The organism is Acinetobacter sp. UC24323 (genome assembly GCF_024151445.1).
GTDB lineage: Bacteria > Pseudomonadota > Gammaproteobacteria > Pseudomonadales > Moraxellaceae > Acinetobacter > Acinetobacter baumannii.
The window spans coordinates 1-25905 of sequence record NZ_JAHIBY010000017.1 but is presented as its reverse complement, the minus strand read 5'-3'; the positions used below and the strand labels follow the sequence as shown (position 1 = coordinate 25905).

Here is a 25905-nt window from a genome sequence, read left to right as displayed (position 1 = left end):
CGGTATCTTAAGAAGCCGCCACCAAACTGTCAAGGAGGTAAGGAGATAGTTTGTTCAAAATATAGCAAAACAGTTCAGCAGTCTTTTGAGTATCGTATAAAGCAGAGTGTGCTTCTTTACCATCAAACTCAATTCCAGCTTGAATACATGCTTTTGCAAGTACAGTTTGTCCAAACATTACTGCACTTAAAGTGACCGTATCCATCACTGAAAAACTATGGAACGGGTTTTGGTTTTTTGTGCCTGAGCGAGCAATGGCCGCTTGTAAAAACCCAAGGTCAAAATGCGCGTTGTGGCCTACGAGTACTGCATGAGTACAATGTTGCTGTTTACGAACTTCATTAACCGATTTAAAAATGCGACGTAAAGCAGTTCTTTCATCTTCAGCCATTGCAATACGCATTGGGTTGAATGGGTCAATACCAATGAAGTCTAGCGAACGGCGGTCGAGGTTAGCCCCTTCAAAAGGGTTAATATGTGCATGAAATGCAGGACCAGGGACAAATTGTCCCTGCGCATCATACACAATCGGAATGCATGCGATTTCTAGCAATGCATCTGTCTGGGCATTAAAACCTGCCGTTTCAACATCGACAACAACAGGTAAGAAGCCACGAAAACGTTGGCCAATGACCGGGACAGAGTTTTCTTGTGTCACACTTTTCTCCATTGCAGCGTTTTCCCGGCATGCAGCGGGATGATTTTTTGATTATCTAAATAATCAAAAGATTCTGGAACGAGGTTATCTTCTTTAACCAAAGTAATGGTAGAAGTATTACGTGGTAGACCGTAGAAGTCCGCACCAAAATGGCTAGCAAAACCTTCTAGACGCTCTAATTTACCGACTTGGTCAAATGCTTGTGCATAAAGCTCAATTGCATTTGGTGCACTATAGCAGCCTGCACATCCACAAGCATTCTCTTTTGCATTTTGTGCATGAGGAGCGCTGTCTGTACCTAAGAAAAACTTAGGATTACCGCTTGTCGCCACTTCAAGTAAAGTCGTTTGATGCGTTTGACGTTTTAAAATTGGTAAACAGTAGAAGTGCGGTTTAATACCACCAACCAACATATCATTACGGTTAAATAATAAATGTTGTGGAGTGATTGTTGCCGCCACATTACGGTCTTGTTCTAAAACAAAGTGTGCTGCATCACTGGTAGTGATGTGCTCAAGCACAACTTTAAGTTTCGGGAACTGTTTCAATAGAGGTGATAATACCTCATCTAGGAAGCGTTTTTCACGATCAAAAATATCTACATGATTATGAGTTACTTCACCATGAAGCAATAACGGAACTTGATGTTCCTCTAATTGCTCAATGACTGCATAAACTTTACGAATATCACTCACACCATTATCGGAGTTTGTGGTCGCACCAGCAGGATAAAGCTTAATCGCATTTACATGTTCTGATTCTTTAATTTTACGAACTTCATCTGGTGAAGTGTGGTCAGTAAAATAAAGCACCATACGAGGGTCAAAATTATTGCCTTCCGGAACATGAGCAAGAATGCGTTCGCGATAAGCTAAAGCTTCTTCTACTGTTTTTACAGGCGGTACAAGGTTAGGCATACAAATCGCACGGGCGAATTGTTTAGCCAAATCTGGAACAGTACGTTTTAATGCTAAACCATCACGTAAATGTGCATGCCAATCATCTGGCTGGAGCAGGGTAATAGAGTTCAAGGCAGTTCAAACTTCGAAATAAAACAAATGATAATCGATAAAGTGTGAAAATGGTAACGAGAATTACGGACAAATGGCAAAATAAAGCGCAGGGAGCTTTAAAAAATAATGTTATATTTTGTTAATGCAGAATATGTAGGAATCGACTAGTGGCGAATAGGGGAAATGTACATCAATTACTCAAATCTAAAGAAGAAATCGAGTATTTGGTCACTCTACATACCCATCGTTATGCCAATATGCCTTTGCCCAAACAACTGGAAAAAAAATTCTGGTGTTTAAATCTTGATCGAACTAGACAGAACATCTCAAAGTTTCTAGCAAGTGGTGTACTAACTTATTTAATTTTTATTTTATTGGCCCTGCCGACCGACTATTTAGTGATTGGGGTACCTTATATTACTTTGGACTTTATTCATTGCTTACTTAGTGCAATGAATATTGCACTTGCCCTGTTATTGTTTTGGGTTTTTGCCAAATTTACAAAACTCTCCGAGCACTTTTATTTAGCTGCATGTGGCATTGTATTTTTAACCATTATTATTAATGCGATGTTATTGCTTAGTGTCGGAAATATGGCGCTGAAGAACCAGTCTATGTTGCTTCTTTCATTTTTATATATGCTCGGGTTCATATTAAGCGGTATTAAACCTTTGCATATGCTTTGTGTTGGTTTATTGGCAGCATTTTTAGTTTTTGCTTTTCTTATTTTGTTAGACGTAAATTGTGACTATATTGCACTGGGTCGTGCTTTGTTCGGTAGTTGTATTTTAGGTTTCTCGATTAGCAGTATGCTCATCTCAAGAGAGAGAAGTCTTTTTTTAAATAACCAACTTGCTGAAATTAATGAACAGATCTTACGGATTGAAGCATCGGAACTTCTGCATTTAAGTCAGCAAGATGCGCTTACTCAAATTTCGAATCGACGTACATTTGATGAGATGTTTGATTTTTTCTACTACCGAGCAAATCAAGAGAAGCGTCCTTTAGCTGTTTTATTTATTGATATTGATTTTTTTAAAAACTATAACGATTTTTACGGGCACCAGATGGGAGATAAAGTCATCTCTAGCATTGCCGCAGCAATTAAAAACTCAATTCGTCATGTTGACTTTGTTGCGCGTTATGGGGGCGAGGAGTTCGTTGTACTTTTACCTGAAACACCTGCACAGGGCGCTTATTCAGTGGCTGCAAATATCTATAAAGCCATTGAACGGCAAGCGATTCCTCATGCAGCTTCTTTAGTGTCGAAGTATGTCACTATCAGTTTAGGGTTTACTGTATATACGGGTGGGCTAAAGATGGGACAAGATAGGCTTATTCATGCGGCAGATCAGGCTTTATATCGGGCAAAACAGCTTGGTCGTAATCAAATTTATTATCAACCATTACAAGTCGCCGAAATTGCCTAACTTAACTTTAAGTATAAAAAAGCCACCTATTGAGGTGGCTCTTTTGACCTTATAAGAAATTATTTTTTCTTATTGTCTAATTGAGGTACAGCAGAACCTTGACCGATTGAAAGCAAGCCAGCATCTGTATAGATACCTAGTTTTGCACGTGTATCGGTAATGTCGAGGTTACGCATAGTCAACTGACCAATACGGTCCATTGGCGTAAACATTGAATCACCTTTTTCCATTGTTAAACGTTCAGCTTCGTACGTTAAGTTTGGAGATTCAGTGTTCATAATGGTGTAGTCATTACCACGACGAAGTTCAAGTGTTATTTCACCAGTAATCGCTTTAGCTACCCAACGCTGTGCAGTTTCACGCAACATAAGCGCTTGTGAGTCGAACCAACGGCCTTGGTAAAGTAAACGGCCTAAACGTAAACCATTAATGCGGTATTGTTCGATCGTATCTTCGTTGTGAATACCAGTAACCAAACGCTCGTAAGCAATATGAAGAAGGGCCATACCCGGTGCTTCATAGATACCACGAGATTTCGCTTCGATAATACGGTTTTCGATTTGGTCAGACATACCTAAACCATGGCGACCACCAATACGGTTTGCTTCAAGAATAAGCTCAACCGGATTGTCAAAACGCTGACCATTTAATGCAACAGGTACACCTTCTTCAAAACGTACAGTCACTTCTTCTGGTTTGATTTCAACTTCTTCTTTCCAGAAAGCAACGCCCATGATTGGGTCAACGATTTTGATACCTGCATTTAGGTATTCAAGATCTTTTGCTTCGTGAGTTGCGCCCAACATGTTTGAGTCAGTTGAGTACGCTTTTTCTTTTGACATTTTGTAGTCAAAACCGTTGTCGATGAGGAACTGTGACATTTCTGCACGGCCACCAAGCTCATCAATAAAGTTTTGATCTAACCACGGCTTATAAATTTTAAGATTTGGGTTAGTCAACAAACCATAACGATAGAAACGTTCAATATCGTTACCTTTATAAGTTGAACCGTCACCCCAGATGTTTACGTCATCTTCTTTCATGGCAGTAACGAGCATAGTACCTGTTACTGCACGACCGAGTGGAGTCGTATTGAAATAAGGAACACCACCTGTACTGATATGGAATGCACCACACTGAATTGCAGCAATACCTTCAAGCGCCAATTGTAAGCGGCAGTCAATCAAGCGAGCTTTCACAGCGCCGTATTGTTCTGCTTTCTTTGGAATTGCATCGTAGTCATCTTCATCTGGCTGGCCTAAGTTTGCAGTATATGCATAAGGCTCAGCGCCTTTTTGTTTCATCCACAATAAAGCAGCTGAAGTGTCTAGACCACCGGAGAAGGCAATCCCAACTTTTTTGCCTACTGGTACATGCTGCAAGATAGTTGCATTATCAGTCATTGCTAATCCTAACATTTATGAAAAAGACCCCGTTGAGGCGGTCTCGAGAATTCTGAATGGCGGCTATTGTAGCACTATTCATGGTGCTTTTTTTGGCAAAAAAAGCATTAATTCACTTGTTCTGGTGGCTATTTATTATTTAAAGAAAAATATGGGATTATCTGCTTCATTTATAGATTGACCATAATCTCAAATAAAAAATAATTCTTGGTCATCCAAAATTATCAAAAAAGTATTAAAGTACTATGCAACAAGTTGCAAAAAAATATTGGGACGCAGCATGACAAGTTACGCCAATTTATTAAAACCATTACATTTGGGCTTCACAACCATTAAAAACCGTGTGGTCATGGGATCTATGCATACGGGATTAGAAGACCGCTTTTTTAACTACCCAAAACTGGCAGCTTATTTTGAAGAGCGTGCCAAAGGTGGAGTTGGTTTGATTGTGACTGGCGGTATTTCTCCGAACCGTCAAGGATGGTTGGCTCCGGCTGGCGGAACCATGAATAGCTTATTTGATATTCCGCAGCACCGTTTGGTGACTCATGCCGTTCATAAGCATGGTTCAAAAATTTTGATGCAAATTTTGCATGCGGGACGCTATGGTTACCAGCCATTTGTAGTGTCTTCGAGTGCAATAAAATCACCGATTTCACCATTTAAGCCACGTCAACTTTCTGAAAAAAATATTCTCAGTACCATTGAAGATTATGCACAGTGTGCCGACATTGCCAAAAAGGCAGGCTACGATGGCGTTGAAATTATGGGGTCGGAAGGATATCTGATTAACCAGTTTTTAAGTCGCCATGTAAACCAGCGTACAGACCGTTGGGGTGGTGAAATTGAAAACCGTATGCGTTTCCCGGTTGAAATTGTCAAAGCGATCCGCGCAAAAGTTGGCGAAAAATTTATTATCTGTTTCCGTTTATCGCTGCTTGACCTTGTGCATGACGGTAACACCATGCAAGAAGTGGTTACGGTTGCGAAAGCTTTAGAAAAAGCGGGTGTCACTTTATTAAATACGGGTATTGGTTGGCATGAAGCACGTGTGCCGACTATTGTCACTTCTGTGCCTCGTGCCGCGTTTGTCGATTATACGGCTCATGTAAAACAACATATTTCAATTCCAGTCATTGCGTCTAACCGTATTAATATGCCTGAAACTGCTGAAGAGATTTTGGCAGCCGGCAAAGCAGATATGATTCAAATGGCTCGCCCTTTATTGGCCGATGCTTTTTGGGTAAATAAAACTGCGACCAATCGTGTAGATGAAATCAATACGTGTATTGCCTGTAACCAAGCATGTTTAGATCATGCATTTAAAAATAAGCGTGTGTCTTGTTTAGTAAACCCACGTGCAGGCCATGAAACTGAATTGGTTTATTTAAAAACCAAACAACCAAAGCGTATCGCCGTTGTAGGTGGTGGTGTAGCCGGTATGTCTGCTGCAACTGTTGCTGCAAGTCGCGGTCATGCAGTGACCCTGTTTGAAGCCAATGCAGATGTAGGTGGTCAGTTTAACTTTGCAAAGGTTGTGCCGGGTAAAGAAGAATTTCACGAAACGATTCGCTACTTTAAAGTACAACTTCAAAAAACAGGGGTAGATGTTCGTTTAAATACTCGTGTTAATCGTGAACAACTTGAACGTGAAGGTTTTGATGAGGTGATTGTGGCGACTGGAGTCGTGCCGCGTGCATTAAAGATTGAAGGAAGTAATTCACCTCAAGTTCTTTCTTATGCTCAAGTTTTACAGGGCGCTGAAGTTGGACGAAAAGTTGCAGTGATTGGGGCAGGTGGTATTGGTTTCGATGTCTCAGAATTTTTACTTAAACCACCACATCAACCACAGCCTCAACCTTTAGCCGAGTGGCAACGTGAGTGGGGTGTAGACCCAGATCCAAATTATGTTTCTGAAGGTGGTATGCAACCACCAGTAGTTGAGCCAGCGATACGAGAAATTTATTTGCTGCAACGTAAAACAACCCCACTCGGTATTGGTCTTGGTAAGACTTCGGGGTGGGTACATCGTGCCCAGCTTAAAAAGCATGGTGTACGCATGCTTCGTGGCGTGCAATATAAAGCAGTTACCGATGAAGGGCTTTGGATTGAGCATAATGGTCAAGACCAGCTTTTACGTGTAGATACCGTTGTGGTGTGTGCGGGGCAAGAGTCGGTAAAAGACTTGATGCCAAAAGAAGGGGAGTCGACTATAGCGAACTACCATATTATTGGTGGTGCAAAGCTCGCAGCAGAGCTAGATGCGAAGCGTGCGATTAAAGAAGGAGCAGAATTGGCTGCCCAACTGTAAAATTGATGAAACAATATGCACTTGAACACAAAGCGATGATTTTTTTCTTGAATAAAATGAATAAGCTTTGTATTCTTACGCACATGGAAGCGTGGCAGAGCGGTTTAATGCACCGGTCTTGAAAACCGACGAGGGTGTGAGTCCTCCGTGAGTTCGAATCTCACCGCTTCCGCCAAATTCTAAAAGCTCCTGTTAAAAGCAGGGGCTTTTTTTATATCTATTATTTTACCCCTCATCCTCCCCTATATAAAAATTTAGATTGAGTTGGGCAGAATTAGACTCCAGTTTAATTTTATATTTCATAATTTCTTAAGGTTGAATACTAATTTTTCTAGTATTTAATATTTAGCGTGTTGTTTTTTCTCAAAATCATGAACCATTCGAATACGTTCTTCAGTTGCAGGATGAGAAGATAAAGCATCAACAACAGCTATAGATAGCTTATTATCTGAAGATTCTTTTTGAGAGGTTGGTGAGGTGGACTGACTTGCTTTATTTAGATCTTCTTCTGTTTTATCGTTTAAACGTTGTAAGAAATTTGCAAAGTGTGAGACTTCTATATTTTTCCTATCCATCAGTTGTAATGCATATAGATCGGCTTCGGACTCAAATTTACGTGAGTAATTTGCACCAACCATAGCAGCAGGTAACGACGTAAATAAATCTGAATTATTACCTGTCATCGCAATGTATAATACACTTAGTCCTAAACTAGTTAATCCTTGTTGTAAACTATGGCGATAAACTAAATGTCCTTGTTCATGGGCTAATACTCCCAATATTTCTTGATTATTATGGGCTATTTGAATCAGTTCATCTGTAATGATAATTGTATTATTGGGTAGTGCTACAGCATTTGCCCCTAATCGATTACCTTTACGGAACACTAATTTGGCTGGTTTGTTTTCAGCAACAGTATTCAAATATTGTTTAGTAATTTGGTCTTTTTGAGTTTGAGCTAATTGGCTGGGTGCAGTCCAATTATTTAGTACATAATTCTCGGCTTCATCTCCTAGTTTCTTTAAACTATTCTCTGGTAATTTAAAAGCAATATAATGGGAAGTGGCGGGAACTCCCCATTTTACTAAACTGATTCCGAAAGTAATCACAAAAATTAAACTAAAAAAAATAAGACTTGGAGAACGTTCAAATTTCCAAATCGAATGTTGAATCTTTTTAGTTGAATAATTAAACCATTCAGGTAATGCACCATGAAATTCAATTCGTGCATCATCGTCTAATTCAATTACTGGATGTAACTGTCCCAGAGCACCAATCAATTTCATATCAGTGTATTGATAATGACGCTGTTGTTCTAATTGCTCACCATATCGAATCAGAACTTCAGTTTCAGATTGAGCTGAAATCTGTGCATGGTATGGTTTAGACACTATGCCATCATAGAAAATGATATCTACTGCTTGGGACATAAATTATTAAACTCAGATTATTATAGGGAGATATCAATATCAAAAATATCACTGATTTCTTCAGCTAAAGCACTTTGTTCTTGCTGAGCTAGATTCATCATTTTATCTGGATCATCTAGCAAGATTAAGCTCATTGATTCAACCTGATATTTGTGAATGCGAACAGCGGCCCAAGCAGACATTAAACCTAGGGTTAAGATTTTTACTACCCAGTTTGATGCTACAATCCATGCAAAACGCCATTGATTACAGTCTGTTTTAAATTGACTGTTTCCAACTGTAGTATTGTTCCATGTAGTAATGAAAAGACGCGCAGCAATTAATGGATAAATAAATAATCCAATAATGGCATACATCATAAATATCCCAAAGATTACAGAATTCGATGAGAACCCGGAAAGGGTTCCTAAAATACTAAAATAAATAATTGAAAAGATAGCAATGATGCCAAGAGCAATAAAAATGGGTACATAAACTGCAGCCATATATGCAGTCCAGTTCACGTTTAATTTAAAATTTAATTGTCCAGCATATAGGTGATTAAGATAATATTTTTTATATAGCCAAATAGCTACAGGCGTAAAAATTCCTAATGTGAAAATATATACCAATATACTTAAAAGGAAAATTTTATAAGATTCTTTTATAGTACCACCAAAATAAAAGCGTGCGTTACCATACTTACTATTTCTTGCAGTAAAACGTAAAGTAGCGCGAATTAGCCAAGGCACAGCCATATATAACACAACTATTCCAACTACAGTTGCAATAATTGAATACTGTGATGAAATTGAAAATGCTACGTAAATTCCTAATGCAATTAAACGCCCAATCAAAATCTTGGTTGGAATACCAGTAAAATCAAAACGACGTTCAAAAAACTCTGTATTTCCATAGAAATAACGTAAACGACGAACTTTAGCCCAAGGCGCATATAAGCTTAAAGTAATAATAGTTAAAAGAATATTAACGATCCAAATTCCAAAATATTCTGAGGCATTACCGTGAAATTTAAAATGATGAATACCTGAGTATGAAATTGGTGGACGTGTAATACTTTGATCCTCATTTAAATCTTGAGGGAATGATGGCAAAGCTTGGTCTTGCATTTTATTCTCTTTCTTGAAAATATATGATCATGAATGAATGTAATAGATAATTAGAAAACTATTGAGGAATATTATATATTTTTTATAAATTGAAATAAATAGGATAAAAAGCAAACAATAATTTATTATGGCCTTTCACTGAGTTGTGTGAAACAAAAAATTATTGCAAGAAATTTACATAATAGTTTTAAAGAGATATTGATGCATTATTATGTTTTTAAATTTAGTAGTCACACTAATTTGAACTGGAACTTTTCTACATCATTTATTTCATACTATTCACCTTCCTTGGAGCTAATAGAATATATCTTTATAAAATTTATTTTTATTAAAAATTTAAATAATAAAAAATAATTTATATAAATAGCTTATATTGCTAATGAGAAATTTTGTCGCTTCCGCCAAATTCAAAAATCTTTGTGAAACCGAAGATTTTTTAAGCCAAGGATAAAAATTACAACTTCATTTAGCTTAAATCTTGCTAATAAATCCTGAAAAACTTATATAAATCAAACAAGTGCATATTTTAATCAAAAATCTATATTTTATATAATATATTTTTTGTTTTCAATATCTTAGTAATAAGTGGCCTATATATCAGAATCGAACAAGTTATTTGTAGAATATTCATTTATTGATATATGATGAGGCCATATTTAGAAACTGTTTCAAAACATAATTCTATTGTTCAGCGTGCAAATTCACGGAAGGAATGATGCTGAAATCAGGCTTCTAAACCCTATATCTGGAAATTATATCCAGCCAAATATTGCATTTCGACCCAATGGTTGGAAATGTCTCTCTCTGATTTAGGGGAGGCGTTTCCTATTTTAGGATATATTTATGAAAAAATTATTTAGCGTACTGTTCAGTGCCTCTGTACTGACACTGACAGCATGTAATAAGCAACCTGCACAAACTGAAAATACAGCAGCAGCCAAAGATAAAACTGAGTCAGTTCGTACAATTAAATTGGTTTCAACAGGTTCTGATACGGACGTATGGAAATACGTAGCAACACTTCCTGAAACTGCTCAAGCGGGCATTAAACTCGAAGTGACCAATTTAACTGACTATGTTGTGCTCAATACGTCTGTAGCAAGTGGCGAACAAGATGTAAATGCGTTCCAGTCATTCAACTATTTGGCAGCTTATAATGCTTCAAATAAAGCTAAAGTTGCTGCTGTTGCGACAACTTACTTGGAACCAATGGGTATTTATGCAAATAAAGTTAAAACCGTTGATGAGTTCCCGCAAGGCGCTACCATTGCAATTCCAAACGATACTGCTAACGAAGCTCGTGCATTAACATTATTGCAGTCTGCTAAATTAATTAAACTTAAACCAGGTTTTGACCCTGTAAAAGGGACAGTGAATGATATTGCTGAAAACCCTAAAAACTTACAATTAAAACCTATTCAAATGACAACCGCAGTTCGTGTTAAAAACGATGTAGATGCGATTGTACTGGGTAATACATTGGCACTTGAGGGTGGCCTCAATGTAATGAAAGACGCAATCTTCCGTGAGCCAATCGATCAGTCTACTAAGCTTTATGTCAACTTATTGGGTGTTGCTGAAGCGAACAAAAATGACCCGATCTATACGAAGCTTGGTGAACTTTACCACTTACCTAAAGTACAAAAGTTTGTAAATGAAAAATTTGGCGGCACAAAAGTTGAAGTGAACAAGCCTGTTTCTGAATTTGCAGACATCAAATAAGTAATTTTTTAATTAAAATTATTTTTTAAAGCTAAGTCGCGGTTATCGTGGCTTAGCTTTATTTTATTTGGAATAATGCCATTTTCTTCCTCCGTATATGTATCTAGAAATTTTTTCACCCAACACTATTTAAATGCATTAACGCTTTCTATAGGAATTCCTCTTTAATAGGAGGATCGAATATTGAGTCTTTATTATCTAGTGTTCATTCTCTTTATAAATCCTACTTTAACAATAACTTGTTAATTATTTATCCTTACTTTTTAATGATCTAATTTAAATCAAATGTCATTTTGTGTGCTTGACTACAAGAGGGTGGAATACTATTCTTCGCATGCTGGCCACATTGCCAGCCGGTTGTCGCAGACCGGGAAAACAAAGTCGATATGCAAAATTCTTGTTTTGTGTGTCGGGAACTCGTTCGCCCCCTTTTTCTCTACGGTAGGGCGGAAGGGGGACACCTCTGGTGTGCTGGTTCCTTTGTTTCCAGTCTGCGAACCCCCTTTCGTTCTGCCACCATAATTTAAATATTTTGGCAGAACTCCCAATAAAAAGGAGTTGGCTTTGCACATCCACTATTTTTTGGCAGCCTTTGCCAAAAGCTATAACGACACAACTTAACAATTTAAAGCAGCTTGATAGCCTGTAGGGTTTTCATGCTTTAAGTCATTACGGCTCAAAAAACTTGCATCAACAATAAAACTTGAGATGTGCCAAGCACAGTCTTTATGGCTTTGATGTGCCTTTTTTTCTCCTAAAAAAGTATCTCATTTAGAAACAACAAGAATTTATAACGGTAAAACTATGTCAAATTTAGTTCTCCCAACACGTGCCTTATACGTTGTAAATAAAGCAATTGATCTGTTTCATCACCGTGGGTTCCACCTTATTGGGGTCGACAGAATAGTGAAAGAATCAGAGATTACTAAAGCGACTTTTTATAATTATTTTCACTCTAAAGAACGACTCATTGAAATTTGCCTGATGGTGCAAAAAGAAAAGCTCCAGGAACAAGTAGTCGCAATGGTCGAATATGACTTAAACACTCTTGTAATAGATAAACTCAAAAAGCTTTACTTTCTACATACCGATTTAGAAGGGCCGTATTACTTATTATTTAAAGCCGTTTTTGAAATTAAAAATAGCTATCCCAACGCTTATCAATCCGCAGTGCGCTATAGAACATGGCTAAAAAAATGAAATTTATAGCCAGCTTAGAACCCTAAAAACCGATGTCTCTTTTACCGATGCCAAACTATTTTTATATATGGTGGAAGGCACAATTCAGCTTTTAAGTTCTGGCAGGGTAAGCGAGAGGGAGAGTGTGTTTGAATATTTTTTACGAGGACTAACTTCATGCAAATAAAAAGTTTTGGGTGCATTGGTTGTAACTAAACACGGTGTAATGGAGAGGTGTTATTATTGCAAATATATGTTTATCAAAATATTTGCAATAATTTAGAAGTGAAAGAAACAATTTTTTAAGACTAGGTGTATATAAAAAGACAAATTTTTGAATATTTTTTAATTGTTGAGTCTATAAGCTTATATAAGAACAAAAAATATTTTTATAAGGGCTCTACAAAGATTCTTTAGTTTTTCTTAAAAATATTTGTTCGAAATATAAGAACTCTCAATTTGCATATTTGATTGTATTCATTTGAGTATATAAATGTATATTTCCTAGATGCAAGGATTTATTGCAGAAAATAAAACTGTTCATAAGGATTTTGTTATGGTTAGAAAAAAACTGACAATCGCATCATTATTTATACCAACGATGCTATGTGCAGCTTTGGCTAATGCGACCGATACTGTTAGGAAACCTAATGTATTAGTGATTGTTGCAGATGATTTGGGTTTTTCTGATACAGAGCCTTTTGGGAGTGAAATACGAACTCCTAATATTAATAAGCTCGCTAAAGAAGGCGCTATTCTAACTAATTTTCATGCAGGTCCAACATGTTCAGTAACTCGTTCCATGCTTTTGACGGGCAATGATAGCCATCAAGCCGGATTTGGAACCATGGCTGAGTATTTGCAGCCTGAACAAAAAGGTAAACCTGGTTATGAAGGTCGCTTAAATAAAAGAGTAATTACTTTAGCTGAAATTTTAAAAACTCAAGGATATGCTTCATTTGTAGCAGGTAAATGGCATTTAGGCTCCACTGAAGACAGTAATGCAAAAGCTCGAGGTTTTGATCGCTCATTTACACTAATGCCAGGTGGTGCTGCACATATGGATGCAAGCCAAATGTTCCCTGGTAATTATAAAGCCCGCTATCTTGAAGATGGTAAAGATGTAAATTTACCTAAAGATTTTTATTCAAGTGATTTTTTTACAACTAAAATGATTTCCTATATGGAAAATGATCGAAAAAAAGGACAACCTTTTTTTGGATATTTGGCTTTCACCGCACCACATTGGCCGTTACAAGCACCTGATCAGTATTTGAAAAAATATGAAGGGCATTATAAAGAAGGGTATGAAAAAATTCGCCAAGCTCGTTTAGAGCGTATGATTAAGCTTGGAATTATGCCAAAGGGAACAAAAATTAATAATCCATTAATGGATGTTTTCCCTGCATGGGAGCAGTTAACAGAAAGCCAAAAACAAGATCAAATAAAAACAATGCAAATTTATGCAGCAATGATCGATAATCTTGATCACAATATTGGGCGTGTAATTGATTACTTAAAGCGTAGTGGAGAGTTAGATAATACGCTTATTTTATTTATGTCTGACAATGGCGCTGAGTCTGCTACTCCTGAATCGTTGGGGACAACTGAGGATAAGAATGGTATCCGAGAGTGGGTAAATGCTACATTTGATAACAGCCCTAAAAACATGGGACGTAAGGGTTCGTATGTAACATTAGGACCTCAATGGGCACAAGTCGCTTCAACACCGCTTCCATATTTTAAAAGCTTCTTGGCGAATGGGGGAATTCATGTCCCAGCCATAATTCGTTATCCAGCTAAAGTTAAAGCTGGGCAGATTAATAGTGAAACACTGCATGTTATGGATTTCGTACCTTCAGTTTTAGATCTTACAAATACTAAACGCCCAGAAAATTTTGAAGGAAATCCAATTTTAAAGTTAGAAGGTCGTTCATTCTTACCTATTTTTAGCGGGAAAAAATTACCAGAAAGAACGTTAGGATGGGAATTTAACACACGCCGTGCTCTTTATAAGGGAGATTGGGCTATTCAGTATCAGGCTCCTCCTTACGGTACAGGACAATGGGAGTTATATAACCGTAAAACTGATCCTTCTTACCGTATTAATTTGGCACTTAAAAAACCAGAAAAAGTAAAGGAACTAGCAGCAGATTGGGATGTATATGCCAAACGTGTAGGTGTAACTGAAGCTCCTGTACGTTATAAATATGGTCAAATGAATTGTTTTTATGATAAATGCATTCAACCTGAATTTTTAAAACAAGTAGCTAATCAGTCAACTACTGCTCACTAAGGAATTATCTGACTTTGGGGATTTTAAATAGAGCTTATTCATTTGAGTAAGCTCAGTTGATTCTCGAAATATAATATTTATTGGTTTGAATCTCAAAAGGAAATTGGTATGAGAACTATTCAATGTGTAGTGGTTTTTGCCTGTATTTTGGGAGCCACAGGATGTAGTAAGCCTTCCAAAAAGCAAATTCGGGGACCTAAGTTACAACAATTAGGAAGTTTAAATAAATGTAAAGAGTATTCAGGTCTACCTGTTAACTGGCAAAAAGATGCCTATGCTGGGATGGTAAAAATACCTAGTGGGACTTTTAAGATTGGAAACAATAATAGTTATCCTGAAGAAAAAGCACTCTATAAAAGTGATCGTACAATTAAAGAATTCTGGATTGATGCGACTGAGGTGACAAATGCACAATTTCAAAGTTTTGTAAAAGCTACAGGGTATTTAACGGAGGCAGAGTCACAAGGAGAAGCTGCCGTATTTACTCCTCCAAAAGAACAAGTTGCTGAACTGGCTTGGTGGTCTTTGATGAAAGGGGCAAATTGGCGACATCCTTGGGGACCAGATGCTACACGGCAGATTCTTCCTAATGAGCCTGTCCGCATGATTACATTGAAAGATGCAATGGCCTATGCCGATTGGTTAGGAAGAGACTTACCTACTGAAGAACAATGGGAATATGCAGCTAAAGGCTTCAGTAAAGAGCGGGATATTAGTGCAAATCTTGAGCATATAGATGCAAATGTTTGGGAAGGGCAATTCCCTTATCAAAATGAAAATAAAGATGGATTTGAGGATGTCGCACCAGTAGGTTGTTTTCCATCAAATGGATTTGGTCTATATGACATGATCGGTAATGTATGGGAGTACACAAGTAGTCCATTTAAAGGGACTCATGATGACCATATGGGAGAGCAACAATTACACACGGGTCATCCTCAAGTTTTTAACAGTTATACGATAAAGGGGGGCTCATTTTTATGTGCCTCTAATTATTGTATGCGCTATCGAGCATCAGCGCGCCATTCACAAGAGGCCGATTTAGGAATCAGTCATGTAGGATTCAGGACTGTAAAAAATATTAAATAAATTAATGGATTAAAAATGAATAAACTTATTTATATTGTGCCATGTCTTTTGGTCATGGCGGCAAAGGTTAATGTCGTCTTTGCAAAAGACATAAACGTAGATTTAACATTTAAAAATCTTTATGCAGATCGGGATTATAACGATGACAGTAAGCCTTCGATTGGAAGCTGGAGTCAGGGAGTAATTGCTCGAGCAAGTACTAAGCAGAACTTAACTCAAGATACAAATTTATTAATAACAGGATCCTTGCAGTATGCACAGCGTTTAAGTAGTGATAATCATTTAAATGATTTAATCTTGCCTTTCGATAAAGGCTCTCAAAAGCAAGCTTCAAGTTATAACAAAATTGCAGGATCAATTGGCTTTCAGCATAAACAACATAAGTTAAGTTGGGGAGAGCAATGGGTTGATACGCCTCTTGCTACTACGGATTATAGTCGCCAACTAATAACGATCTATCAAGGAGTTTTATACTCAGGGCAGATTAATAAAGATTTAAATATAGATATTGGTCATTTAAATAGATATTCAGTAAGAAATGAGGAAAAATTTAAAAAATTATCTGTAAAAAATCATGAATCAGATGGTTTAACATATATCGATCTAAAACATAAATCTTTTCAAGGAAAACTTGATACACAGTTATTTGTGAGCGAGCTAGAAGATTTATATGATCAGTATTCATTGGGGCTAAATTTAAAAGAAGATTTTGATCAATTTAGATTAAAAACTAAATTCCGTTATTACTATACAGAAGAGACCGGACGTCAATTATTAGGAAAAATTGATAATCAATATTTTGGTTTGATGCAAGAGATTGGGTATGGACCAAATACTTTCGGTATAGGGGTTCAAAAAATTGGAGGGAATACTGATTTTCCTATGTTAGATGGGGCTGTTCCTGTTCTTAGTTATATTAATTGGACGCAAGGCACTTTCAATAAAGCTAATGAGCTTTCATACCACTTCACTTTTAATCATGATGCTGGCTGGTTAATGCCTGGTTTGAGCTTTTTACTTCGTTACGTTGATGGGAAAAATTATCTAATTAATAATGAAAAAGGATTTGATGAAAGTGAATTTGATTTCATTATGAATTACAAAATAAAAGAAGGAAAATTCAAAGAGCTTGGCCTGCAATGGCTTAACTTAAATTATAAAAATGATATTGGAGGGGACTATATGGAAAACCGGATTATTACCTCATACACGCTTAACTTTTAAGAAGTAAATAAAGATAATTTCAGTTCTTTTTTACATCATGAATAGTATATTTGAAGAGCTGTCTGGTTGAGGCAGTTCTTTTCTTAATTGAAGTAATGAGGGTAAAGATTAATTATTGAAACAGCTTAACCATAGGTGATAAATATCCCTTTTCGATGAGCTGTTGATCCCACTCAGGTACTAGATCAAGTTTTTCAACTAGAAAATCAATCATGCAACGAATCTTGGTTAAATTTCTAGAGTTTGAAGGGAATACTGCTCTTAATCCATAATTAGGCAGTGGGTAGTCTATAAGTACAGGAGTCAGTTTTTTATCTAAAAGGCTCTCTCGAGCCACAATTGTTGGTAAGCAAACGATTCCTCCTCCTGTTAATGCAAAATCATGTAATAAATGAATTGAGCTTGATGAGACCCTTGCGTGAATAGAGAATTCATGGAATCTATTATTGATCATAAATTGGATCTTATTTCTTTCAGGGTATCCCGAATAATAGCCTAATTCAAATTGCTGAAGCTGCTGTGGGCTTTGGGGTTGACCATGTTTTTCGATAAATTCTGGTGAAGCACACATTACACGGTTTATATTAAAAATTTTTCTCTCAATTAGACTTTCACCTTTTGGGGGGAACATCTGAAAAGCGATATCAAATCCAGAAGAAATTGGATCAATGACTTTATCATATACAACAATATCTAATTCAATATCTCTGTATTGTGTAGTGAATTGAGATAAAAGTTTACTGAAATAGCTTAAAGCAAAACCTGGTGCCATATAAATACGTAAGCGACCATGTAACTCATTTTTTGCATGTGACATCTCATCGGCTAGCTGCTCGAAACGACTAATTAGCTCTACACATTCAGGATAATACTTTTCACCAATAGCTGATAATCTTACTGATCGTGTACTACGATGAAATAATGGTGCATCTACAAATTTTTCAAGCTGCTGAATACGTGTACTTATCACTGAGCGTGTAACACCAAGAGATTCTGCGGCCTGAATAAAACTTCCACTTTGTGCGACTCTCACAAAGGCTTCCATACATTGTAATTTATCCATGAGTTAATCCATCAACTATGAAAATAAAGGTATTGATTTTATACCCGATGAAATTTACAGATTTACTTAAATTACCTAAATAATCAGTTATACATTTAGAAAAATTAAAGCATGCCTGATATGCAAGCAAAAGGTATCAATGACAGGTTTGCTAAAAGTTTGAAAAGTTATATATTTTTTAACATGATAGAGTAGAAAAAGCACTCCTTAAGAATGCTTTTAATAAAAGATGTAAACTATTCTTGAGTTGGCTCAATTTCAAATGCTTGGATATTTTGTACTTTACGCGGAGCTGTTTCAAGAATAAAGAAACTAATAAACATACCTATAATTGCTCCTATTAAACTTAGATAGAAAATATTTTGAATACCATAGTTTTCAGCAATTATTCCCGAAATTACTGGAGCAACACCTCCACCAAATATTTCACCAGCGCCAACAACAAGGCCAATTGCAGATGCAACTAAGCCTACAGGGGCAGATTCAGCAGCTAATGGACCTGAAAGTAAAGCAATTAGACCTAAGCTAAAAAATGAGACTACAAACAGTAATCCAAATAGAACAGATACGGATGCTGAAGCATTCGCAAATAAATAAATGAAAATAGCTGAACCTAGAAATCCTAAAATAGAAGCCATACGGCGGCCAATCCAGTCAGAAAGCGCAGGAACAAGAAATTGACCCAAGAAACCACCAAATCCAATTGCAGAAACAATTATCCCCATATCTTGTGGATTCATTTTTAAAAAGTTTTCAAGATATAGAGGGACCATTGCACTAATCACGAAAACACAGGACATTGTACAAAAGAGACCGATCATGCTTAGCAAAATATTACGTGTCTTTAATAATTCCATCCAATTAACTTTTACATGAGCTTCAGTATTTTTCTGAGCAATTAATAATTGTCCCCCTTGAGTATTTTGAGGTTCTCTTAATACAAAGAAAAGACAAGCAGCTAAAATGAATCCAGGAATTGCAACTACCCAAAATACCTCGCGCCAAGATGGTATGATTAAAAGTAGTTGAGTTGCGATAAGTGGTCCTAGGCCTAGACCAAATAAGGCAAAACCACTTTGCTGCAATCCTTGTAATGCTCCACGGCGTGAAGGTTTTGCTGCTACAGCTGTTGCTGCAAAACTAGTCGGACAAAATGCTCCTTCTGAAATTCCCATCAATGCTCGGATCAATATTAAGCTCGTAAGTCCCATTGCTGAACCAGAAAAACCAGAAGCTAAAGAAAAGACAAGTAGTGATACTATTAAGATTTTACGATGACCAATTTTATCTGAGAGACTACCAGCAAAAATTGCAAAAACACCCCATGTGATACCTAATGCTCCAAATATCAGACCAACGTCCTGATAGCTTAAAGAGAGGTCTCTCATAATTGAAGGTAGTAATGGTGCAATAATCCATCTATCTAATCCTACAAGTCCAAAACCAAGAGTGAGAAGAAGTACAATTTTCCATTCATAGGAAGTATCCCATTTTTGTAGATTCATCTTAATATCCTTTTAAATGAATTTTAAAAAAGAAAGTTAAATCAATTAAATATGATAATTTTCTACTTTCAATTCCAGTGAGTAGTGGATGTAAACAGTTTTTACTACGATAGCCTTTGCTCTTCTCGTAAAAAAATTATGAGAGCACATAACTTATGTACTTCATCCGAACGTTTTTTATTCAAGTGCAAAGTATGCTGAGCTGTCAATGTGACTAAAACAGAGGATTGTTATAGAAAGTATTTGTAAGATTTTGTTTTTTATATTTGTTTTTTTAATTGTTCGCAGATTGCAAACATTCATGTTGCTGCTTTCTTCATTGTCTTCAACAAGGGATTGGCGTAATTTCAAACTGTCGAGGAAAGACCATACACGAAGAATTTCAGTAAGGAATATGGAAATGAGTGCTTATACAACAAAGCTCGGTAGTTTGGAAAACTACGAAAAAGGTTCAATCCAGATTATTCAGGGTGAAGCTACTAATTATGCCTTTTCAAATATTTTTGAAGTGGCAGCAATGAGCAAACCTTATGAAAAAACAGTTGTTGGGATGAACCTCAAGTTTGTCATTGAATCTGTTCTGGCAGAAGGACAATCTGCTTGGTATACCGCATCACATGATGAATTTGTTATTGTAATGGATGGCGAAGTTCGTGTCGATTATTTGAAATTAAAAGACCCAATAGTCTTACAGGATCAAGAGGGTACTCATCTTGCGGGAGAGAGACCAGATGGAATACCAATGGGATATGTTGTCTTGAAAAAAGGTCATCAAGCAATTTTACCAGTCGGATCAGCCTATCGTTTTGATGCATCAAAAAAATCAGTGATGTTAATCCAAACAATTAAAGGTCCACTTTCTGTCGAAAAATGGAATGACATTTGTATTAAGTAATCAAGGAGAGATGAAAATGAATGCGATGCAAAATAAATTTGTTGAAGATGATGGTGTAACGATTACTGGATATGATGAAATTTCAGGTTATTCAACTTTCCAGTTAGGTAATTTTAAGTTTAGCCGTGATGAATACTTTGCCAAAGTAACATGGGAAGCAAAAGGTCAAGAGCATTCTCATTTAATGTCTGTTGATGCTTTTTTACGGGCTTTGATGAGAGATGTTGCTTGGGGTTTTTTCTATGGTTGGGTTAACTTCGATCATGTTATTGGCACTCAAAACCACTATGGCAATGTCGACTTATATGCTGGCACTTTTAATGGGGTATTAAAAGCAGCAGGGGTAGATTATGTTGAGAACTTTGAAACTCCACTAATCATGGCGACTTTTAAAGCTATTTTACATGATTGGGTAAGTGAAGGATTTGATCCATTTGCTGCCCCAGCAGAAACGGGTTCTGCTTTTGGTCGTAAGCATGGTGATAATTCAGAAGCGATTGACCGTTATCGAATTGCCACCAAACGTATGCCTGGGTTACCTGATGATTCGCCTTTACGTGATGATTTACCAGTTAACCGTCAGTTTGAAGATGTGGCTCAAGATGATCCACTTATATATTGTGAACCTGGTTTTGAAGGTCAACTTAGTGGTTTTAACTTGTTTAAATATCTGTCGCGTTCAGATGTGACATGGAATCCTTCTGTAACTTCTGTTTGTAAACAGAGCTTATTCTGCCCTACTACAGAAGAATATATTTTACCAATTTTTCATGGCAATGATCGCGTAGAGTGGTTCTTGCAATTATCAGATGAAATCACTTGGGATATTGGCGATAAAGTAGATGGTAGTCCTATTGCCCGCGTCATTATGAAAGCGGGGGATATCGCAGCAATGCCAGCCAATATTCGTCATCAAGGATACTCAACTAAACGCTCAATGTTACTTGTTTGGGAAAATGCGACACCAAATCTACCTGAACGTTATGAGTCAGGCGAATTATCTCCTTATCCAATCCAATTCTAAGCATTCAGCTAGAGGCTGTTAACTTCCTACATTTAACAGCCTCTAATACTCATTAGGTAAAATTATGAATACTCAATTATTTATTGATGGCCAATTCGTGCCTGCAAAAAATGGTGGCACCATTGATGTACTCAATCCATCTAATGGCGAGTTAATTACCAAAATTGCGGCGGCTGAAGCAGAAGATGTCAATATTGCTGTTGCTGCGGCAAAGCGTGCTTTTCCGGCATGGGCAGCAACGCCAGCGGCTGAACGTGGCAGATTATTATTAAAACTTGCTGATCTGATTGAGGAAAATCTGGAAGAATTGGCTCAGCTTGAGTCACTCGATACCGGACATCCGATTCGTGATTCACGCCGTTTAGATGTACCACGTACCGCGGCATGTTTCCGCTATTTTGGTGGTATGGCTGACAAAATTGAAGGTTCGGTTATTCCGGTTGAGCAAGGTTTTTTAAACTACGTGGTTCGTGAACCAATTGGTGTGGTTGGGCAGATTGTGCCGTGGAATTTCCCGCTTATGTTTACCAGCTGGAAACTTGGCCCTGCGCTTGCGGCAGGTAATACCGTGGTGATGAAACCTTCAGAATTGACACCTTTATCGACGCTCAAAATTGCTGAATTAGTGAAAAAAGCCGGTTTTCCAGATGGTGTAGTTAACGTGGTAACAGGTTATGGTCATACCGCAGGGCAACGCCTGGCAGAGCATGAAGATGTCGGCAAAATTGCCTTTACTGGTTCAACTTTAACAGGTCAGAACATTGTCCGCTCATCTGTAGGTAACTTAAAACGCGTACAGCTTGAGCTGGGTGGTAAAGGTGCCAACATTGTGTTTGAAGATGCCAACATTGATGCAGCAGTAAACGGTGCAGCATGGGCGATTTTCCACAATCAGGGACAAGCATGTATTGCTGGATCACGCTTGGTGCTGCATGAGGCTATTGCCGATGAGTTCCTGGAAAAATTTATCAAACTGGCAGAATCCATCCGTTTAGGTGACCCGCTAGATCCAAACACCGAAATGGGACCATTGACCTCGGAAGCTCACCGCAACAAGGTATTGTCTTATGTGGAAATTGCCAAAGAACAGGGTGGACACGTCCTGTCAGGTGGTAAGGCACCAGAAGATTCCAGCCTTCAAAATGGCTACTACGTTTTACCAACGGTGGTTGAAGCCAAACCGATGGACCGTGTAGCACAAGAAGAAGTGTTTGGGCCTTTCGTAACGGTATTGCGCTTTAAAACTGATGATGAAGCATTGGATATTGCCAACTGTACTGAATATGGTTTGGGCAGTGGTTTATGGACACAAAACTTACAACGTGCGCACCAGTTTGCCAAAAAGATTAATGCCGGAATGTGCTGGATTAACAGCTATAAACGTGTCAATCCGGGCAGTCCGTTTGGTGGTGTAGGCAAATCGGGTTATGGTCGTGAAATGGGTTTTGAAGCCATCCATGACTATACGGAAGCCAAATCGATTTGGGTCAATGTTGATGCAAATATTCCACCGCATTTTCAGCGAGGATAAACAGCATGAATGCATTCCATTATAAGTCATTGCCATTGGACGTGTATTTTGACAATGGCAAATCTAAAGAAATCAAAGAGATTTTGACACAGCATGGCTATCAGAAAGTTTTGGTACTAACGACCCCTGAGCAGGAAGACGCAGGCCAAAAGCTGGCAGAACAACTTGCAAATATTGCCGTGGGCGTATATCCACATGCAGTAATGCATGTTCCGGTTGATGTGGCGAATCAAGCCGTCGAGTATGTGCAAGCCAACAATATTGATTGTTGTTTGGCATTGGGTGGTGGTTCGACCATTGGTCTGGCTAAAGCGATTGCTTTAAAAATTCATACCCCGATTGTGGCTATTCCAACCACCTATGCCGGTAGTGAAATGACTACGGTATATGGTCTGACCGAAAATAATCTGAAAACTACTGGTAAAGACATTCATGTGTTACCCAAAGTGGTGATTTATGACCCAGAATTGAGCATAACTCTACCCGCAGAAATTTCGGCTTGTTCCGGCATGAATGCGATGGCACATGCGGTGGAAGCCCTATATGCACAGGACAAAAATCCGATTATTAGCTTGATGGCAACGGATTCGATTCAGGCGTTAAAAGCCGCATTACCAGCGATTGTTAAAGATACACATGACCTTGAAGCACGTCAAAAAGCGACTTATGGTGCATGGCTGGCGGGTATTTGTTTAGGCTCTGTTGGCATGGCAATTCACCATAAAATCTGCCATACCTTGGGTGGAACCTTTAACCTGCCGCATGCACAGGCACATGCCATTACTTTGGCTTACTCGGTACATTACAACCGTAATGCTGATGTTGAAGCCATGGATCGATTGGCAGGGGCATTAGGCGTAGCAAGTCGTGAAGACGTTGGTATGGCAATTTATCGATTAAACCAGTCTTTAAATATTCCATTGGCACTAAAAGATATTGGCCTGCCGGAACAAGGGCCTGCTGAAGTGGCGCGAATTATTTGTGACAGTCCGTACTACAACCCACGTGGCTATGATTACGACGAGTTACTTGATTTGCTCACCAAAGCTTATCAAGGGCTGCCACCGGTTTAAGACAAACCGAAACTCATCATGAAGATAGATCTGACCGCAGTACTTTATTTGCTGCGGGCGGGTGACTCACGCCGCAAAAAAGGAATTGATCATGAGCGTAACAACCCAAGCTGTTCAAAGCTTCCAACGTATAGAAGATGTTCGTCACCGGACTTTAATCACAGCACTCGTACAAAAGTTGCATGACTATATCAACGAAGTTCAACTGACCGAAGCTGAGTGGATGCAAGCTATCCAGTTTTTAACCCAAACTGGGCAACTTTGCCATGAGCAACGACAAGAGTATATTTTGCTCTCTGATGTACTCGGTATTTCTATGTTGGTTGATCAAATTAACCATCAAAAAAATGAAGTTCAAACGCCGTCTACTGTTTTCGGGCCATTCTTTATTGCCGATATGCCAGTTCGCAACTTTGCAGATAGCATTGTGATCGAAAATGCTGAGCAATGCCGCCCTTTACTGATTAAAGGCAATATTCGTAATACACAAGGCGAAGCAATAGCTAATGCTTATATTGATGTCTGGCAAACAGCCGCCAATGGCATGTATTCTGGTCAAGATCCTGAACAGCAAATTGATAACCTGCGTGGAGTGTTTGTGAGTCAAGCTGATGGTGCGTATGCGATTAAATCTATTCTACCCGTCAGTTATGAAATTCCTTCGGATGGTACGGTGGGACAACTGCTGAATTATGCCAAACGAACCTTTTGGCGACCTGCACATATTCATTTCAAAATCGTTGCCGAAGGTTATCAACCTCTTGTCACGCATATCTTTTTAGAGAATGATGAATACTTACAAAATGACGCTGTATTTGGCGTAAAAGATCGGTTAATTGTCTGCCATGAATCGAAACAAGCAGATCCTCAAAGCCAAGCTGTATACGGTTTAGACGGTGATTATGATCTGATGGAATACGATTTTATTCTTTCGGAGGCTTGAGCATGGTTAACTTAATTAAGCTTTGTGAGCAGACCGATTTTCAGGAGAAGATCTGCTTTCGGGTGCTTCATCCAGAGGATGAGAAAAAAAGTATTGTGGTGATCAAAGGGCAGAATGGTTTTTATGCCTATGAAAATGTTTGTCCACATTTTTCAGTACAACTGGATTATAAGGATGGGGTGTTTAGTACTTACAAGAATAAGTTGATCATGTGTGCCCATCATTCTGCCATGTTTGACATTACCACTGGAGAATGTGTGGATGGGCCCTGTAAAGGTCATTATCTTAAGGCTGTACCTATCGATGTAACAGATGGTGTTGTATTTTTAAAACGTTAGCGCTGATTTGTCGCTAACGCTTTATATGTTGATTAAGCACTAAAAGGAGTTGCCTGATACATCATCAACTTCAACTGATCCTGCTGCTTTTTCCAAATCGACAATGCCCGATTTTGTAAGGTGCGTGGTTGCTTGCCGACCAGTAACTTTGCATGAAAATTGGCAGTAACAATCACACAATCTTGCATATCAACCACGTTAATAATATCGTAATCAATGTGTTGATAATCATAATAACCCGCCTGTAATTTGTTCATAAAAGCAGACAAATCATCGACTGTGCCACTAGTGTGTACATAACGTAAATGTTGGTCACACATTGCAGCAAAATGATCATATTGTTTATTAATTAGACTGTTGAAGCGCTGTTTTTCCATTTCACGGACTTGCTCTTCCATATCGTTGACTCCTTATGATTGATCATGTCTTTATCATATTGAGTTTGGAGCAGTGGGATTGTTCTAAATTACAGAACATTGTATTTGCAGTTTCACAGGCTATTTATGTGGACGAACGCAATACAATAGAGGGAAGGGATTTTAGAATAATGGATGAATTATGATTGACAAAAGTAAGTCCTCACTAAGCGAGGTTCTATCGCAGATTAAAGATGGTGCAACCATTCTGATTGGTGGTTTTGGTACCGCAGGACAACCCGCTGAACTCATT

At 37.9% G+C, this 25905-nt stretch carries 21 protein-coding genes, 1 tRNA gene and 1 pseudogene; 15 read left to right on the top strand and 8 right to left on the bottom strand.

From position 1 onward, the window contains the following. Nucleotides 1–7 precede the first annotated feature (7 nt). Together rnt and pyrC are read right to left on the bottom strand one after the other, a co-directional pair. Nucleotides 8–670: a ribonuclease T gene (gene rnt / locus KNQ97_RS17730; RefSeq protein WP_001982681.1), complete on the bottom strand. Its 663-nt coding sequence runs from the start codon at nucleotides 668–670 to the stop codon at nucleotides 8–10. Continuing rightward, the gene (pyrC, locus tag KNQ97_RS17725) at nucleotides 655–1689 is read right to left on the bottom strand and encodes a dihydroorotase (RefSeq protein WP_001084867.1); all 1035 of its coding nucleotides are present in this window, start codon (nucleotides 1687–1689) and stop codon (nucleotides 655–657) included. Before pyrC ends, rnt begins: the two co-directional genes overlap by 16 nt. A 149-nt stretch (nucleotides 1690–1838) precedes the next feature. On the opposite strand from pyrC, the gene KNQ97_RS17720 reads away from it, so the two are divergent. Next, nucleotides 1839–3101: a diguanylate cyclase gene (locus KNQ97_RS17720; RefSeq protein ID WP_000013374.1), complete on the top strand. Its 1263-nt coding sequence runs from the start codon at nucleotides 1839–1841 to the stop codon at nucleotides 3099–3101. A 59-nt stretch (nucleotides 3102–3160) separates the two neighbouring features. On the opposite strand, the gene argG is transcribed toward KNQ97_RS17720, so the two are convergent. Continuing rightward, on the bottom strand, nucleotides 3161–4519 hold the full coding sequence (argG, locus tag KNQ97_RS17715; protein ID WP_171066375.1) for an argininosuccinate synthase: 1359 nt from the start codon (nucleotides 4517–4519) through the stop codon (nucleotides 3161–3163). Nucleotides 4520–4784: 265 nt separating this feature from the next. Between argG and KNQ97_RS17710 the strand changes: the two genes are divergently transcribed. Continuing rightward, complete coding sequence (locus tag KNQ97_RS17710) at nucleotides 4785–6815, top strand: NADPH-dependent 2,4-dienoyl-CoA reductase (RefSeq protein ID WP_005132852.1); 2031 nt, start codon at nucleotides 4785–4787, stop codon at nucleotides 6813–6815. Nucleotides 6816–6900: 85 nt separating this feature from the next. Beyond that, nucleotides 6901–6990: transfer RNA gene (locus KNQ97_RS17705), tRNA-Ser, on the top strand. Nucleotides 6991–7153: 163 nt separating this feature from the next. Here KNQ97_RS17705 and KNQ97_RS17700 read toward each other — a convergent pair. Both KNQ97_RS17700 and KNQ97_RS17695 read right to left on the bottom strand, forming a co-directional pair. Next, nucleotides 7154–8245, bottom strand: a complete 1092-nt coding sequence (locus KNQ97_RS17700) for a M48 family metallopeptidase (RefSeq protein ID WP_213064260.1) — start codon at nucleotides 8243–8245, stop codon at nucleotides 7154–7156. 20 nt (nucleotides 8246–8265) lie between these two features. Beyond that, a complete protein-coding gene (locus KNQ97_RS17695) occupies nucleotides 8266–9354 on the bottom strand; it encodes a YjgN family protein (protein ID WP_253612535.1) in 1089 nt (362 codons plus the stop codon). Between the two features lie 843 nt (nucleotides 9355–10197). Between KNQ97_RS17695 and KNQ97_RS17690 the strand changes: the two genes are divergently transcribed. From KNQ97_RS17690 to KNQ97_RS17670, 5 genes and pseudogenes are all read left to right on the top strand, one after another. After that, nucleotides 10198–11076, top strand: a complete 879-nt coding sequence (locus tag KNQ97_RS17690; protein WP_000732870.1) for a MetQ/NlpA family ABC transporter substrate-binding protein — start codon at nucleotides 10198–10200, stop codon at nucleotides 11074–11076. Nucleotides 11077–11880: 804 nt separating this feature from the next. Continuing rightward, nucleotides 11881–12442 (top strand): annotated as a pseudogene (locus KNQ97_RS17685) (TetR/AcrR family transcriptional regulator). Between the two features lie 369 nt (nucleotides 12443–12811). After that, entirely contained in the window at nucleotides 12812–14551 is a 1740-nt protein-coding gene (locus KNQ97_RS17680; protein ID WP_103236060.1) for an arylsulfatase, read from the top strand. A gap of 108 nt (nucleotides 14552–14659) precedes the next feature. Beyond that, nucleotides 14660–15640, top strand: a complete 981-nt coding sequence (locus KNQ97_RS17675; protein WP_253612534.1) for a formylglycine-generating enzyme family protein — start codon at nucleotides 14660–14662, stop codon at nucleotides 15638–15640. Nucleotides 15641–15655: 15 nt separating this feature from the next. Next, entirely contained in the window at nucleotides 15656–16864 is a 1209-nt protein-coding gene (locus KNQ97_RS17670) for an OprD family outer membrane porin (RefSeq protein ID WP_103236056.1), read from the top strand. Between the two features lie 112 nt (nucleotides 16865–16976). Here the strand turns inward: KNQ97_RS17670 and KNQ97_RS17665 are convergent, their stop codons facing one another. After that, a complete protein-coding gene (locus KNQ97_RS17665; RefSeq protein ID WP_103236055.1) occupies nucleotides 16977–17927 on the bottom strand; it encodes a LysR family transcriptional regulator in 951 nt (316 codons plus the stop codon). A gap of 236 nt (nucleotides 17928–18163) precedes the next feature. Further along, the gene (locus KNQ97_RS17660) at nucleotides 18164–19432 is read right to left on the bottom strand and encodes an MFS transporter (protein ID WP_103236054.1); all 1269 of its coding nucleotides are present in this window, start codon (nucleotides 19430–19432) and stop codon (nucleotides 18164–18166) included. A 400-nt stretch (nucleotides 19433–19832) separates the two neighbouring features. Between KNQ97_RS17660 and KNQ97_RS17655 the strand changes: the two genes are divergently transcribed. The 6 genes from KNQ97_RS17655 (at nucleotide 19833) to KNQ97_RS17630 (ending at nucleotide 25236) form a co-directional block, all read left to right on the top strand. Continuing rightward, the gene (locus KNQ97_RS17655) at nucleotides 19833–20327 is read left to right on the top strand and encodes a hypothetical protein (RefSeq protein WP_001277452.1); all 495 of its coding nucleotides are present in this window, start codon (nucleotides 19833–19835) and stop codon (nucleotides 20325–20327) included. Between the two features lie 16 nt (nucleotides 20328–20343). Continuing rightward, nucleotides 20344–21351 carry a hydroxyquinol 1,2-dioxygenase gene (locus KNQ97_RS17650; RefSeq protein WP_103236053.1) on the top strand — a complete coding sequence of 336 codons (1008 nt, stop codon included), beginning with the start codon at nucleotides 20344–20346 and terminating at the stop codon, nucleotides 21349–21351. Nucleotides 21352–21415: 64 nt separating this feature from the next. Further along, complete coding sequence (locus KNQ97_RS17645) at nucleotides 21416–22882, top strand: aldehyde dehydrogenase family protein (protein ID WP_001095978.1); 1467 nt, start codon at nucleotides 21416–21418, stop codon at nucleotides 22880–22882. 5 nt (nucleotides 22883–22887) lie between these two features. After that, the gene (locus KNQ97_RS17640; protein ID WP_000990946.1) at nucleotides 22888–23955 is read left to right on the top strand and encodes a maleylacetate reductase; all 1068 of its coding nucleotides are present in this window, start codon (nucleotides 22888–22890) and stop codon (nucleotides 23953–23955) included. Nucleotides 23956–24046: 91 nt separating this feature from the next. After that, nucleotides 24047–24898, top strand: a complete 852-nt coding sequence (locus KNQ97_RS17635) for a dioxygenase (RefSeq protein ID WP_253612533.1) — start codon at nucleotides 24047–24049, stop codon at nucleotides 24896–24898. Between the two features lie 2 nt (nucleotides 24899–24900). Beyond that, nucleotides 24901–25236 (top strand): Rieske (2Fe-2S) protein, encoded by a 336-nt coding sequence (locus tag KNQ97_RS17630; protein ID WP_000247645.1) that lies wholly within the window; start codon nucleotides 24901–24903, stop codon nucleotides 25234–25236. A 32-nt stretch (nucleotides 25237–25268) separates the two neighbouring features. Here the strand turns inward: KNQ97_RS17630 and KNQ97_RS17625 are convergent, their stop codons facing one another. Then, entirely contained in the window at nucleotides 25269–25634 is a 366-nt protein-coding gene (locus KNQ97_RS17625) for a nuclear transport factor 2 family protein (RefSeq protein ID WP_000392591.1), read from the bottom strand. Nucleotides 25635–25794: 160 nt separating this feature from the next. Here KNQ97_RS17625 and KNQ97_RS17620 point away from each other — a divergent pair. Next, nucleotides 25795–25905: CoA-transferase (locus KNQ97_RS17620; protein WP_275945709.1), on the top strand; the 111-nt coding region annotated here is incomplete at its 3' end.

Bases quoted from the DNA above. Each gene is read 5' to 3' on its own strand.
- KNQ97_RS17655 (WP_001277452.1), top strand. From the start codon at position 19,833: ATGAGTGCTTATACAACAAAGCTCGGTAGTTTGGAAAACTACGAAAAA.
- argG (WP_171066375.1), bottom strand. From the start codon at position 4,519: ATGTTAGGATTAGCAATGACTGATAATGCAACTATCTTGCAGCATGTA.
- rnt (WP_001982681.1), bottom strand. From the start codon at position 670: ATGGAGAAAAGTGTGACACAAGAAAACTCTGTCCCGGTCATTGGCCAA.
- KNQ97_RS17700 (WP_213064260.1), bottom strand. From the start codon at position 8,245: ATGTCCCAAGCAGTAGATATCATTTTCTATGATGGCATAGTGTCTAAA.
- KNQ97_RS17645 (WP_001095978.1), top strand. From the start codon at position 21,416: ATGAATACTCAATTATTTATTGATGGCCAATTCGTGCCTGCAAAAAAT.
- KNQ97_RS17640 (WP_000990946.1), top strand. From the start codon at position 22,888: ATGAATGCATTCCATTATAAGTCATTGCCATTGGACGTGTATTTTGAC.
- KNQ97_RS17670 (WP_103236056.1), top strand. From the start codon at position 15,656: ATGAATAAACTTATTTATATTGTGCCATGTCTTTTGGTCATGGCGGCA.
- KNQ97_RS17690 (WP_000732870.1), top strand. From the start codon at position 10,198: ATGAAAAAATTATTTAGCGTACTGTTCAGTGCCTCTGTACTGACACTG.
- KNQ97_RS17695 (WP_253612535.1), bottom strand. From the start codon at position 9,354: ATGCAAGACCAAGCTTTGCCATCATTCCCTCAAGATTTAAATGAGGAT.
- KNQ97_RS17650 (WP_103236053.1), top strand. From the start codon at position 20,344: ATGAATGCGATGCAAAATAAATTTGTTGAAGATGATGGTGTAACGATT.
- KNQ97_RS17675 (WP_253612534.1), top strand. From the start codon at position 14,660: ATGAGAACTATTCAATGTGTAGTGGTTTTTGCCTGTATTTTGGGAGCC.
- KNQ97_RS17625 (WP_000392591.1), bottom strand. From the start codon at position 25,634: ATGGAAGAGCAAGTCCGTGAAATGGAAAAACAGCGCTTCAACAGTCTA.
- KNQ97_RS17635 (WP_253612533.1), top strand. From the start codon at position 24,047: ATGAGCGTAACAACCCAAGCTGTTCAAAGCTTCCAACGTATAGAAGAT.
- KNQ97_RS17665 (WP_103236055.1), bottom strand. From the start codon at position 17,927: ATGGATAAATTACAATGTATGGAAGCCTTTGTGAGAGTCGCACAAAGT.
- KNQ97_RS17660 (WP_103236054.1), bottom strand. From the start codon at position 19,432: ATGAATCTACAAAAATGGGATACTTCCTATGAATGGAAAATTGTACTT.
- KNQ97_RS17630 (WP_000247645.1), top strand. From the start codon at position 24,901: ATGGTTAACTTAATTAAGCTTTGTGAGCAGACCGATTTTCAGGAGAAG.
- KNQ97_RS17680 (WP_103236060.1), top strand. From the start codon at position 12,812: ATGGTTAGAAAAAAACTGACAATCGCATCATTATTTATACCAACGATG.
- KNQ97_RS17710 (WP_005132852.1), top strand. From the start codon at position 4,785: ATGACAAGTTACGCCAATTTATTAAAACCATTACATTTGGGCTTCACA.